9 protein-coding genes are annotated in these 13,918 nt (G+C 46.9%); 3 read left to right on the forward strand and 6 right to left on the reverse strand.

Translation table 11 applies throughout. From position 1 onward, the window contains the following. Positions 1 to 353 precede the first annotated feature (353 nt). The gene (gene murA / locus ACFW2W_RS19145) at positions 354 to 1,763 is read left to right on the forward strand and encodes a UDP-N-acetylglucosamine 1-carboxyvinyltransferase (RefSeq protein WP_378181707.1); all 1,410 of its coding nucleotides are present in this window, start codon (positions 354 to 356) and stop codon (positions 1,761 to 1,763) included. A gap of 106 nt (positions 1,764 to 1,869) precedes the next feature. On the opposite strand, the gene ACFW2W_RS19150 is transcribed toward murA, so the two are convergent. The 5 genes from ACFW2W_RS19150 to ACFW2W_RS19170 form a co-directional block, all read right to left on the reverse strand. Continuing rightward, positions 1,870 to 2,793 carry a TIGR01777 family oxidoreductase gene (locus ACFW2W_RS19150; protein ID WP_378181710.1) on the reverse strand — a complete coding sequence of 308 codons (924 nt, stop codon included), beginning with the start codon at positions 2,791 to 2,793 and terminating at the stop codon, positions 1,870 to 1,872. Next, positions 2,790 to 3,191, reverse strand: coding sequence for a photosystem II reaction center protein Psb28 (gene psb28 / locus ACFW2W_RS19155; RefSeq protein WP_378181713.1), 402 nt, complete (start codon positions 3,189 to 3,191; stop codon positions 2,790 to 2,792). The genes ACFW2W_RS19150 and psb28 overlap by 4 nt, the downstream gene beginning before the upstream one ends. Before the next feature lie 312 nt (positions 3,192 to 3,503). After that, positions 3,504 to 4,073: a Uma2 family endonuclease gene (locus ACFW2W_RS19160; protein ID WP_378181716.1), complete on the reverse strand. Its 570-nt coding sequence runs from the start codon at positions 4,071 to 4,073 to the stop codon at positions 3,504 to 3,506. A 52-nt stretch (positions 4,074 to 4,125) separates the two neighbouring features. Beyond that, a complete protein-coding gene (locus ACFW2W_RS19165) occupies positions 4,126 to 5,487 on the reverse strand; it encodes a (Fe-S)-binding protein (RefSeq protein WP_378181719.1) in 1,362 nt (453 codons plus the stop codon). A 59-nt stretch (positions 5,488 to 5,546) separates the two neighbouring features. Then, positions 5,547 to 6,869 carry an FAD-binding oxidoreductase gene (locus ACFW2W_RS19170; protein ID WP_378181722.1) on the reverse strand — a complete coding sequence of 441 codons (1,323 nt, stop codon included), beginning with the start codon at positions 6,867 to 6,869 and terminating at the stop codon, positions 5,547 to 5,549. A 208-nt stretch (positions 6,870 to 7,077) separates the two neighbouring features. On the opposite strand from ACFW2W_RS19170, the gene ACFW2W_RS19175 reads away from it, so the two are divergent. Further along, a complete protein-coding gene (locus ACFW2W_RS19175; protein WP_378181725.1) occupies positions 7,078 to 9,849 on the forward strand; it encodes an EAL domain-containing protein in 2,772 nt (923 codons plus the stop codon). 223 nt (positions 9,850 to 10,072) lie between these two features. Here the strand turns inward: ACFW2W_RS19175 and ACFW2W_RS19180 are convergent, their stop codons facing one another. Further along, positions 10,073 to 12,922, reverse strand: coding sequence for a diguanylate cyclase domain-containing protein (locus ACFW2W_RS19180; RefSeq protein WP_378181728.1), 2,850 nt, complete (start codon positions 12,920 to 12,922; stop codon positions 10,073 to 10,075). Between the two features lie 671 nt (positions 12,923 to 13,593). Here ACFW2W_RS19180 and grxC point away from each other — a divergent pair. Beyond that, the gene (grxC, locus tag ACFW2W_RS19185) at positions 13,594 to 13,908 is read left to right on the forward strand and encodes a glutaredoxin 3 (protein ID WP_378181731.1); all 315 of its coding nucleotides are present in this window, start codon (positions 13,594 to 13,596) and stop codon (positions 13,906 to 13,908) included. The last annotated feature ends 10 nt before the right edge of the window (positions 13,909 to 13,918 follow it).

Genomic DNA, 13,918 nt, shown 5'->3' on the forward strand with positions numbered 1-13,918 from the left:
CATCCGCTTCGCCGGCGAGATCGCCCAGGGCGAATATTACAAGGCCCTGGCCACCGCGCGCGAGGTGATCGCGTTCGAGGATGCCGTCGCCGCCCCGCAGGCGGCCTGAGGATCCCAGGGTGCAGACGTCTGCCAATTCCGCCAGTTCCGCTTATCTTGATTTAGATCACCGATTTACCATTATGCAACAAATTCTATAATTTGTCAACTCCTTTGCTCCGGAAAAGTGAACCGATACAAGGTACAATGCTTCATCGAGTGACAATGAAGATAGATCGCTAATCTAGACATTTGAAATCTTTCCTGTAGAATCAAAACCAAATTTAAAAAAATGCCACCCTATTCCGTGAAATTTGGAGGATAGACCTATTAACCCCCCTCTCAGCCTGACCGATACCTACTCTCTGCCCGAAGAAGACAAGTCCGTCCTGCACATTTGGGGTAGAGCTTCCCTGCAAGGGCACGTCAAGATTAGCGGCGCAAAGAACGCGGCACTAGCAATCATGGCAGGAGCCTTGCTGTGTCCTCAAGATTGCCGAATCCGTAACGTTCCCTCGCTTGTCGATGTCAAGCGCATGGGTCAAATTCTGTCGTCCCTAGACGTGAAGCTGGAATGGAATGGCGACATTCTCGACATCAACGCTAGCCACATTGGACAATCAAAAGCGCCCTACGAGTTAGTTTCTCAGCTACGAGCCAGTTTCTTTATCGTTGGCCCGATGCTGGCGCGACTGGGTGTAGCAAGAGTGCCACTACCTGGCGGTTGTGCTATCGGTGCCAGACCCGTCGATCTTCACGTCCGAGGTTTGCGGGACATGGGGGCAGATGTACAAATCGATCATGGGATGGTAAATGCCTATGTGACTGGGGGCAATCGAAGGTTAAAGGGAGCAAAAATTTATCTGGACTATCCCAGTGTTGGTGCGACAGAGACACTGATGATGGCGGCAACCCTAGCCGAGGGAGAAACAACCCTAGAAAACGCCGCCCAAGAGCCAGAAGTCGTGGATCTGGCTAATTTTTGCAAAGCGATGGGAGCGCGGATTCGCGGTGCAGGCACCAATACAATTGTGATTTCTGGCGTCCCCAGCTTACATTCTGTGGACTACAGCATCATTCCCGACCGGATTGAGGCGGGGACATTGCTCGTTGCAGGGGCGATTACCCATTCAGAACTGAGTCTGTCCCCGATCGTTCCAGACCATCTCACGGCTGTGATTGCCAAGCTGCGGGAAATTGGGGCGACGGTACTCGAAGAAGCGCCCAACCGCCTGCGGATTATCGGAGGGCAAACACACGGGGCAACAGATATTGAAACATTGCCCTATCCTGGTTTCCCCACAGATATGCAGGCGCAGTTTATGGCTTTGCTGACCCTCAGTGAAGGGGACAGCGTGATTAGCGAAACGGTGTTTGAAAACCGATTGCGTCATGTGGCAGAGTTGAATCGCATGGGTGCAGACATTCGCGTGAAAGGCAATCATGCAATCGTGCGGGGAGTGCCAATGTTATCGGGGGCACCTGTACTGGCTACTGATTTACGTGCTTCGGCGGCGCTAGTTCTGGCAGCGCTGGCGGCAGAGGGAAAAACGACAATTCAGGGATTGCAGCATCTAGATCGGGGTTACGAAAAGCTGGAGGATAAACTGCGGAAGCTGGGAGCTAAACTACAGCGGGTGCAGGATGATGACAGTTTGCCAGTTGAAGGTTTAAAGGTTGAAGATAACAACCTGCCAGTTGAAGGTTTGAAGGTTGAAAGTTGAAGGGAGGGTAAATAGGTAACAGGTAGAGTGATGAGTGATGAGTGATGAGGTATTAACTCAAAACTCAAAACTCAAAACTCAAAACGATTACCTTTTTCCCAATTATTTATTCCTTCACAATTTCCGTCAGCGCTGGTTTTAGGGTCGAATACTGATATTCAAAACTTTGGGACAGGGTGCGTTTTGGAAGAACTTGTTGCCCTTCCAAAACGACTTGGGCACCATCTCCCAAGAGACCTTCTAAAACAAAGCCGGGAACTGGCAGCCAGGAGGGTCGATTTAAAACTTCCCCCAAAGTTTGAGCCAATTCGTTCATCCGGACTGGATTCGGAGCTGTACCGTTTAGGGCACCTTCGATTTCTGGGTGGCTGAGTGCAAATAAGATCAGATTCACCAAATCGTCTCGGTGAATCCAGGAGAACCACTGACGCCCTGTACCAATGGGGCCACCGGCAAACATTTTGAAGGGGGGAAGCATTTTGGCAAGTGCCCCTCCCATTCCTAGGACAATTCCAGTTCGCACAATTACCAGTCGCGTGCCGCTGTCTTTGACTTTTTGGGCTTCTGTTTCCCACTCTTTGCAGACAGTGCTGAGAAAATCGTTACCGGCTGAGCTGGTTTCATCAAAGGCAGCCGTTTCGCTGGTGCCGTAGTAGCCAATTGCAGAAGAATTAACCAAGACAGAGGGCTTGGGATTCGCTTGGTTAATCGCTTCTACAATTTTTTGCGTCCCTATCTTACGGCTATTTAGGATCGTCTGCTTTTGTTCTGGAGTCCAGCGCTTTTCCGCAATCGGTTCTCCCGCTAGATTCACCACAGCATCGCATCCAGCAATGGACTGTTGCCAGGAGCCTGATTCAGTGGGGGTATAAGGAATGATTTCGAGATTGGGATAGGTGTTGGCAAGAAAGACTTGCTTCGCTTTAGCGGGGTTACGGCTGAAAACCAATATTTGATTTCCTTGAGCGTGTAGTCGTTCTACCAGCCGAGAGCCGACAAATCCAGTTGCTCCTGTAATGGCTACTTTCATGCTTCTGTCGTTGCCTCGCTAGCGGGGGATTTTTTAGTGTCGTAAGCCATACCATTTACCTCAGCATAGCGATTCATAAACCGCATGAATCGCTCCCAGTGGTCTTCTCGCTGAATTTCAAATTCACAGTCCAGCCGCTGAAAGTTATCCCCTTCAGGCCCGCTGAAAACAAATTTTACAGAAGAAGGCTCAACGCTTATTTCACCTTCTTCATCCGTTAACCGCAGCGCATTAGAAAATTTATTTTTAAAGCTGTTGAATTTTTCTATGGCTTTCAGCTCTTTAAATGTCATCAATACACTACGGACTCCAGAACTGCGATTCCGTCGTAGGCTGACGTTACTGATTTCTTCAGGAATTCCTTCAAAAAATTGAATTAAGGGTGTATTAGAAGTCATGCACAAAATTAATGAAACTCATAAAGTAGTATACAAAAGTTAAACGCCTTCTGAGCGTTGACTCGGTGAGCTAGTGAGTTTAGGAGCGATCGCCTAAAATATTTTTAGCAAGTTGTAGGTGAAAGTGTACTAAGACTGACATCCAAAGTACGGAATTTCAAACCAACTTTTGCCTAACCAGATTTTGAGCAAGTAGCAATAAATTTATTAATTACATATGGTGGAGTGAGATTAAGCTGTATGAATCCCTGTCAGGGATTAAAATAAGCGGTTTTTCAAGCTATTTGCTCAATCATTGTCTTTCCTGTTTGTTTATCCTCCTAGTCTTAACCATCCAAACACATCCCCTACCGTTAACCGCAGTTCTGTTAACAAGTCTGGAACGGGTAGCACGTCGGCTGCTTCCTGCAACAATTCTGGTTGTTGTCCGGGAGGGTAGACTAGCACGGAGCGTTCCTCTGGATCGAGCAGCCAGCCTAATTTGCTACCGTGTTTGAGGCAGTGCAGGATATTTCCGGTTACTTTAGTCTGGCTTGGTTCTGGAGAGAGAATTTCAATTGTCCAATCTGGAGCAGCCTGGAATACATTAGCAACATCCCCATTCTCATCAAGGGGGATTCTATCCCAAGCAAACACCGCCACATCTGGCACGATTGCTCGTCCGCCAAAGGTACACCGTAATTCCGGAAAGGCTAAGGCAATTCGCTTAGCTTCAACTACCTCGTTAATAGCAGTGACTAGCTTTCCTTGTAACTTACTGGGCTTCCCCTGCGGCATTGGTTTTTGGATAATTTTACCGTTGATGTATTCACTGGCTGGTTTAGTTTCTGGTAATTTCAGAAACTCCTCTAGAGTCAGTGTTTTAGTAGGTGTTTGTACCATAAGCGATCGCCTTCTACCTCTGCTATCACCTTTGCGGTAATCGAAAATTTCTCTACTCGTACAGTTTCACTCCCCGAATTGACAAATCCAACAACTCTACGGGATGCATGATGGGAATTGCCTTTTCTTGAAGTTCTAAATGCTTGCTAATTTGGATCGTACAACCGGGATTCGCAGACGCAATTAATTCAGCACCTGTATTGAGAAGGTTCTCAACTTTTTGCTTACCCAATTCTCCAGCAACTTCAGGTTGCAACATATTATAAACCCCAGCACTGCCACAACACAAAGCTGCATCAATAGGTTCCCGCAGTTGGACGCCTGGAATTTGTCGTAATAATTGGCGCGGTTGCAAACTAATTTTTTGCCCATGCAATAAATGACAGGCATCTTGATAAACCAAAGTCAGTGGTTTATCAGAAAGCGGGGAAAGTTTCGCAGTTATTCCTGCTTCGTAAAGAAACTCTTGAGCGTCTTTCACTTGAGCGGCAAATTTTACGGCTTTCTCTTGATAATCAGGGTCATCTTGGAGGAGGTGTCCGTATTCTTTTAGAGTATGACCGCAACCCGCAGCATTGATGATGATGGCATCAACATTTGTACCTTCAAAACTATCAATCATTTGGCGAGCGATCGCTTTTGCTTGTTCTTCCTGTCCTTGGTGATGCGGCAATGCAGCACAACATCCCTGAGTCTTTGGAATCACGACTTCACAGCCATTGGCGGTTAATACCCGCACCGTTGCTTCATTTACCTTTGAAAAGAATAGACGTTGCACGCAGCCCAAAATAACGCCCACCCGATAGCGTTTCTCACCCTCAGCCGGAATCAACTCTGGTAGGGTGTCTACAAAGCTACTGGGAGTAATTTCTGGCAGATTTGATTCCATCGCCGCCAAGCGAGGAGAAAGGCGCTGGAGTAATCCGGTCGAACGAACTAATTTTTGCCAGCCTAATTTCTGATAGACCATCAGAGGCACCAGCAAAACTCGCAGCCGATTGGGATAAGGAAATAGCGAAAAAATAAGTTTCCGATACAACTTGTCTGGCAAACTGCGCGAATAATTACGTTCAATTTGGGGGCGCATGGCAGTAATCAACTTGTCATACTGCACGCCAGAAGGACAGGTTGTGACACAGGCAAGACATCCCAAGCAAGAGTCAAAATGTTGCACTGTGGCAGTATTCAGAGGAATCTCACCTTTATTGATAGCATCCATGAGATAAATTCTGCCTCTGGGAGAATCCATCTCTTTGCCAATCACCCGATAGCTGGGACAAGTAGAAAGACAAAAACCGCAGTGAACGCAGCTATCAATTAACTTGGGATCTGGGGGATGATCGTTATCAAATCCGTTAATTTTAATCGGGTTTGAATCATCTAAATTTGTCAAAGAATTCTCTGATGTTTGCATGGATGGGTGTAATCTTCCCTACTTTTTAGGCGGTATTTTCGGCGATGAAAGCGCTTTGTTCACATTCCACCGACAAAACGATTTGGACTTAAAATATTTTCTGGATCAAATTGCGTTTTGATTTTCTGCATTAAATCCAGGGCATTGCCGGTATAACCCCAGACATCTAGTTGCTGCTTCAAGGAGATAGGCGCTTCCAGAATCGTCAGAAACCCACCGTGAGATTCACAGAGCGATCGCATCTGTTGTAAAAACGCGATCGCTGTTTTCTCTCCAACATCACCATTGCACCGCAATAGCCCCAACCCACTCCCAGCATGAATCAGACACATCACCGATGGGACGTGGATTTGCAGATGAGTCAAAATGGTAGCGGCGGCAGTCGGTAATACTCCTATTTTGCAAGCGATCGCTGCCTCTGTGTGGGATGTCCACATTTGTTCTTGTAACTTCTGCCATAACTCAGCCTCATCGGCATCTGAATACAGGACACCCTGTAAACCCAGATGCTGCCCCACTTCCAACCATCGAGCGCCCTGTTCCTTCACACTCGGCGATATACTTTGAAAGCGAGCGATCGCCCCAATTCCCTCCCCTAACCCTAAACTAGCCACGATCTGAGTTGATAGCAAGTCAACAGCCGTGGGCGTCAAGGCTGAAGCTAGCAAAGTTTTGGTTGCTGCGGCAATTCCTTCGGCTGTGCCAGTCAGCACTACGGTTGCAGATGCCTCAGGCAGGGGATAAACCCGAAACGTAACTTGACTGACAATCCCTAGGGTTCCAAAAGAGCCGGTGAATAGCTTCATCATGTCGTAACCGGCAACATTTTTTACCACCCGACCCCCAGCTTTGGCAATTTGACCATCGGTGCGGACAAAAGAAAGACCCAGTAGCATATCCCGAACTCCGCCATAGCGTTGTCGCAAGGAGCCGCCCCAAGCTGTCGCCACAATGCCGCCAATAGTGGCGTCTTTTGGATAAGCTGGATCTAGAGCAAGAAATTGACTTTGTTGCGCTAAAATCTTTTGCAGTTCGGCAAATTTCATGCCTGCTTCCACCGTAACGGTTAAGTCGCCAACCGCATGAGCGATTAAGCGATTGAGGCGTTCGGTACTGACAACCAAATTGACCCCATCTACCAATCCGCCCCAATCCAGTTTGCTGGCGCTGCCACAGGGTAAGACGCCCCATCGTTGCTGGTAGGCACAAGCCATAACCTGAGCGAGTTCTTCCTCCGTGTGGGGATAAACAATGCAATTAAGGGTGGTTCCCGGTGCAATTGCTTGAGATATTTGTGCTTTTCGGGTGCCTTCTATCTGTTCCCACTGAACAATGCCGGAGCTGGAGAGGAGACTTTCAAGTTTTTGGGCTACGCTATTCATTGCTTAAAAAATCATCTGTGCGATCGCACTCAGGTGGACATGAACACTAGCAAAACATAAGCACGGCACGCAAGTAGCACTCAATTCTCGGCGTAACATCATTTAATTATTTAGTTACAAATTTATTTTTTTTCCATCTCAGGATAGATGTAACACTTCATACTGGTATTTAAGGGATCTATTTCTCTCTCTAGACAGGTTTAATTGAATGGTTCGACGAAAGAATATACCGACATTACAGCAAGCAGGAAGGACGGGGACAACCCGACCTTACGATAGAGAAAACTTGCTAAATCGAATTACGACGCGAATTCGCCAATCTTTAGAGCTACAAGAGATATTGGCGACAACAGCGCGGGAAATTCGTTCCTTTTTAGACATGGATCGGGTCAAAATTTACCGATTTCATCCGGATGCCAGTGGCGAAGTGATTGCCGAATCTATAAATGGCGATCGCTTACCCTCTATGATGGGGCTGCGGTTTCCAGCGGAGGACATTCCTCCCCATGCTCGTGAGTTGTTTGTCAAAGTCCGCCAGCGAGTCATTATCGATGTCGTTTCTAGGCAGAAAACTCAAGAGCAGTTAGATTGTCTATCAACCGGCAGAAATCTAGCAACTAGAGATATCCGCTATTCCCCAGTCGATCCTTGCCACGTCGAATATCTGACGACGATGGGGGTGAGGGCTTCTCTAGCCGTGCCAATCCTGCATCAAAACAGCTTGTGGGGGTTGTTGGTGTGTCACCACGTGTCCCAGCGAAAACTTAGCGAACAAGAGTTGCAAATTGTCCAGCTGCTGGTGGATCAGGTGTCAATTGCGATCGCTCAGTCCCATCTTCTCCAAACCGCACGCGAACAAGCTCAGCATGAGTCAACGATCAACCAAATCAGCAGTCTGCTCCACTCCCCATTAAAAATTTCCGAAATTCGGCAGACCGTTTTAGAAAAAACCGTTAACGCCTTACAGGGTGACGCTGGCAGATTGTATATTACAGCAGATACAACTGGTCAACCTGCTCAACTTTATACCTCTGGCAAGCAGCCAATCCTGCCTTGGATTGAAGAAACTCCCTTTTGGCAACAAATTATCTCCGGGAAACCGAGAAGCGTCAGCATCCCAGGCAGTGCTACTGCAAACCATTACAAAGACAACAATCAAGCCGTCAGTCATCAGAATCTTATCCAGGAATCTTCTGACTCCTGGTTTCTAGAGTCAGAATTTAACCCTCAAAACCATATCCTTGAATCTTCGCGCCACCGCTACGGAGCAGCTAGCGAAATATCAAATTTTAAAAGTCAAAATTTTCTCTACACCATTCCCGATTTATATCAAGAACCACAACTAAAGTATTTAGCCTCTGCTTTCAAGCCAACGACCATTCGCTCTATTTTAATCGTGCCTCTGACATATCATCAGCAATGCGTAGGGTGTCTCACCATCTTCCGCCATGAGATGAATACAGAAACCCTATGGGCAGGGCGTCAGAATTCCGACGAACGCAACGTGCGCCCCCGCCAGTCATTTGAAGCATGGCGAGAAATCACCCAAGGACAAGCTAAAGAGTGGACGCAAGAAGAACTCAAGCTGGCTCAAGCTGTGGGAACCCACCTCTACATGGCAGTAATGCAAAGGCGGGTAGAGGATACAATCCGACATCAGGCGTCTCATGACCTCTTAACTGGTTTGCCCAACCGACTGCTATTCAATGACCGGCTTTCTCTGGCACTAGCAAGCACTCATCTGAATCGCGGCGATATGCTGGCGGTGGTGTTTCTCGACCTGGATGGCTTCAAAACGATTAACGACACTCTCGGTCATGCCGTAGGCGACCTGCTGCTGCAAGGTGCGGCTCGACGCATCGCAGACTGTCTGCGAGAAAGCGACATTGTTGCTCGTTGGGGTGGGGATGAATTCACCATTATGCTGTCCCCAATCACTTGTCTGGAAGATGTTACCAAGATTGCGAAAAGAATTCTGGGTTCCCTAAACGTTCCTTTTCATTTTGACGATGTAGAGACATATCATGATAGCTCTTTACACATCAAGGCGAGTTTGGGGATTGCTTTAGCTCCTTATGATGGGGAAGATGTAGAAACGCTGTTAAAAAACGCCGATGCGGCGATGTACAGAGCCAAGCAACAAGGTCGCAATAATTACCAGCTATATACACCAGCCCTGGGGGCAAAAGCGCTAGAACGACTGAGGTTAGAAAACAGACTTTACAAAGCCTTAGAACGCGAGGAATTTCTGTTACATTACCAGCCGCAAGTAGACTTAAAAACAGGTCAAATTGTGGGCATGGAAGCGCTGATTCGGTGGCAATCTCCAGAACTAGGATTAATTCCACCTTATCAATTTATTCCCCTTGCAGAAGAAACGGGTTTGATCTGTCCGATTGGAGAATGGGTTTTGCGGACAGCTTGCATGCAAAATCGTCTTTGGCAATTACTTGGCTTGCCGCCAATCCGGGTTGCCGTGAATCTTTCAGGGCGTCAAGTTCAGCAACCCAATTTAGTAAAAGTTGTTAAGCAAGTTCTGGCTGAAACTGAGTTGGAACCTCGTTATCTGGAACTCGAAATTACTGAAAGCATTGCGATGCAGGATGTGGAATGGACAATTTCTGTGTTGCAGAAGTTGCAGGATCTGGGAATTCACATTTCAATGGATGATTTTGGGACGGGTTATTCTTCACTGAGCTATCTAAAACACTTTCCGCTCAATACGCTAAAAATCGATCGCTCATTTATTCGCGATCTGATGACGGATACTCATGATGCTGCGATTATCAAGGCAGTCATGGCACTGGGTCATGGACTCAATTTAAAAGTGATTGCTGAGGGTGTTGAAACAGTAGAACAATTGGATTTTTTGTACTCAGTTCAGTGTGATGGCTTGCAGGGTTATCTGTTTAGTCCCCCGGTTCCGGCGGAAGCGGCAACAGAGCTTGTTAAATCTAAGAGGTTAAAAAATAAAAGTTAGAAATTATCAATTTGTAGGACAGGGCGATGCTCTCAATGATTTTGGTGTACGCTAACGCGAAGAGCTGCTTATAGGATGTTTGAAAAGTTGTATTGGCATCAATACGGTTCGGTTAAAAATAATTGTAGGTTGGGTTTCGTTCCTCAACCCAACAAAACATAAGCATTTGTTGGGTAACGTTGCCTCAACCATTCCCTACGCGAACTAACGCGAAGAGCCGCGTCTAGCCGCATACGCTAACGCGATCGCGTCCCTCTTTTTTCGCTTGATACAGCGCCTCATCGGCTGCTGTAATCAGCGCTGCCGGTGAAGACGTTAAACTGGGAACCATGCTGGCGACACCCAGACTCAGCGTGACGTATGGGCTGACTGGTGAGTGGACGTGGACAATCTCTAAGCTTTTCACCATTGAACGGATCGACTCGGCGATGTAACCGGCACCCGCAGAGGGAGTGTTGGGCAAAATTAGGGCAAACTCCTCGCCTCCATAACGGGCAACTAGATCGCTTGAGCGCTTCAGCATCAAACGAATCGCACCAGCAACCTGTCGCAAACAGCTATCTCCAGCTTGATGACCGTAGGTATCGTTGTAGATTTTAAAACAGTCAATATCGCAGAAAATCAGCGAAATCGGCGCTTGTTCTCGTGCCAGCCGCCGCCACTCTTGGGCTAGATATTCGTCAAACCTGCGCCGATTCGCCACCTGAGTTAAGCCATCCAGAGAAGCGATGCACTGCAACTCCCGGTTGGCTTCCTCCAGCTGTTTGAAGAGGGAAGACTGCTGAATTGCGATCGCTAACCCGACGGACAATTGTTGCAACAACTTAATTTCATACGGCTCCCAGTGACGAGATCCAGAGCATTGATGGACGCAGAGTATCCCCCATAAATGAATTTTGGCAGATGGATTCGATAAAGGGGGACGCAAAGGGGCGGCATTTTGGGTTTTGGATTCATTCTTCCCTTCTCGGTTTCCCCCTCCCTGTTCCCGAATCAAGATTGGCACCATCAAATTTGCCTGAATTCCTGCTCCTGCCAGTAACTTCACGTAACTCGCAGGCAGATCCGCTTGGTAAATATCATCCACCGCCGACACATACCCGGTGGTTTGAAACTTTTGGATATATTCCGCCTCAAAGCAGGGGTCATACAGCGAGACATCCAGAATAGATTCACCACCGGGTGCGACAGATTCGACGACAAAGCAGGCACCGCGAGGATCGAGCCGATAAAGAGCAACTCGTTCCGCTTGCAGAAAGTTTCGCACCTCCGCAACCGCTGTGTTGAGGATTTCGTTCAAATGCAACGATTGGCGGATGCGCCCTTGTATCCTCCCTAGCAAGCGCTCCCGCTCAATAGAAGAGTGCAATGCCTCCTCCGTTCGCGTCCGTTCGGTAATGTCAAGAAAGCTCCACACCCTGCCAATGATTTGTTCGCCGAGTCGGTGCGGTGTGGAGTAGCGCTCAAAGATTTTCCCATTTTTTAATTCCAGAATGTCGTCTGCCTTGGCTTCTGGTTGCCTGGAAAGTTCCCAAACCCGTCTCAGATAGGCTTCTGGCTCTTTAAGCTGGTTTTTAAGAAAGATTAGTCGTTTGTCAGCGCGAGGTGAGCCTATCAGGTCTTCTGGAACCTGCCACATCTGAAGAAATTTCTGATTGTAAGTGACAATATCTCCTTCCAGGCTCACTGCCACGATGCCGTCCGCAGTTGATTCAAGCGTGGCGCGAAGCAGAGAAAGCGATTTCTCAACTTTCTCCTCTGCGGCTTTACGCTCTGTGATATCAACGTAAGCGATCGCAACACCATAATCTTTGAGAGGAATGGGAATAGCAGTAACGTTAATCCAGGTTATTTCATCCTGGTCGTTCACAATTCCCATTTCTCGATTTTCAATCACTTTATTTTCTTTTAATGCTCGAACGCTAGCAAATTCTTCCGGTGGCATTGGGGTGCCATCCGGTCGAACGATGCGCCATTCTTTGCTGTCACAGCTTCTTGTTTTATGTTTTTCAGTGGATAAACCGAGAATCTTTTCTGAAGCTTGATTAGCTTCAATAATATTGCCGTTTTTATCGGTAATGCAAATGCCAATTGGAAAACGTTGAAAAATAACTTTGTATTTTTCTTGACTTTCTCTTAACTCGGTTTCTGCCTGCTGGCGCTGGCTAATATTGCACGAAACGGCGATGATTTCTTGCACTGCACCCGTATCCGGATGGCGGATAGTTCGGAGCGTAGTTTTTAACCAGATGTAATAACCTTGCCGATGACGAATCCGGTAGCTAACTGTGCCGATTTCTGGAAAGTTTAGCTGGGTTGAATGTTCTCTTAAAGTAACAGTGTCATTCTGAGCAAATTGCTCCATCACTACCAAATCTTGCGGGTGGCAAAATTCAAGCACCGAGTGTCCCAGGAGTTCATCCGGCTCATATCCCAGTAAAATACTGCATACAGGTGAAACGTAAAGATAAACACCTTCCGGAGTGTGAGTGGAAATCATGTCGGTGCAGTTTTCTGCCAGCAATCGGTAACGAGCTTCCCTCTCAGGCAATTCTAAGTTTGAATAGCCGAAGAAGTTTTCCGGTTTCGGGTTATAGCGATCGCTAACGACTGGCATCAGACTGGTTGGCGTCATGATTCCTACCAGTTGACCGGATTCGTCCTGTACAATCAACAGATGGCGAATCTGATGGTGGCGAAACAGTCGGCTGATGGTTTGGATATCTTGTACTTGGGATTCGTTGAGGGTGATGAGTGGCTGGTTCATCAGTGCAGCGATCGCTACACCTTGAATGTCCCTACCTAAAGCCGTAACTTGAACTAAGTCCCGTTCTGTAAAAATTCCGATCGGGGTTTGTGTTGCTACTTGTGTTGGTTCTTCCGCCGTTACCTGCTGTTGCTCTACCACGATGACACAGCTAGCCTGTGCCCGACTCATCAATGCGATCGCCTCTGTGGCTAGCGTGTCTGGAGTCACTGTCAGAGGGTTACGATCAATTGCTTGATGGAGCGGTAAAGCGTAAGGGTCGAGCATAGAGAATATATTATTAGTTTCTTTAATAAAATTAACCATTTTTATTAATTATCTTAAATCTAAATTGAACAAAGCGCGATCCCTTTGGTGTGTAACACGGTAGGTAGTAAGCATAGGAGTAGCTCTTCAATCACCCCTGACTAGGCGGCTAAGGCTTTACAGACAGCTTTTTAAGCGATGCAACAATTGTATTTTGTAATAAAAAAACTAGCTAGCTAAAAATCCTCACCGAATAGAAGGGCGAAGTCATTAACATTCTTTATCAACTTTCTAGGCAAAAACCGGACGAGACAGCAATTTACTTCTAAAAAAAGTCTAAAATCTGCTGCCAAGGGTGCCTCTAAACAGAACCGGATTTGCTCAAAGGTTAGCGCGATCCGTCGCACTTGCCAACGCTATAGCAGTCCTAAATGATTCGTGAAGGCGAGATACCCGACTTCTCTTACGAAGTCGGGTATCTAAACCGCTGGCATCTCACAACTCAAATAGGATTGCTATATCTAATTAGAAAATAAAAACATCAAACAATAAAATTAATCCTTTAATTTGCTAAATTTGCTAATATATTGCAGTTGTTGTCTTGCTTAAAAGAACGATCTAGTCTAGAGAGAGGTATTCAGTCCTGGGCTTGGTCAATTAAACTGAAGGCGCATTGCTGAATGCCGACGGCTAAACACATATCCAAATCTAGAGAATTCAAAAATCCTAAAATGTTTGACTTTCTTAATCCAATCCTAAAGCGTCATCCAGAACGCAACAAAGCCAACGTTGAAATCTATACTTGGCAAACTTGTCCCTTTTGTATCAGAGCAAAGATGTTGCTCTGGTGGAAGGGCGTCAACTTTACCGAATATAAAATTGATGGTGATGAGGCAGCCAGAGCTAAGATGGCTGAGCGTGCCAACGGGAGTCGAAGCGTGCCGCAGATTTTCATCAATGAGCAGCACATTGGTGGAAGCGATGACCTCTATCAGCTGAATACAGACGGAAAATTAGACCCCCTACTGGCTCAACCCGCCATTTAAGGCTAAAATT

Origin of the sequence: Coleofasciculus sp. H7-2 (assembly GCF_042747725.1) — a bacterium.
Taxonomy (GTDB): domain Bacteria; phylum Cyanobacteriota; class Cyanobacteriia; order Cyanobacteriales; family FACHB-T130; genus FACHB-T130.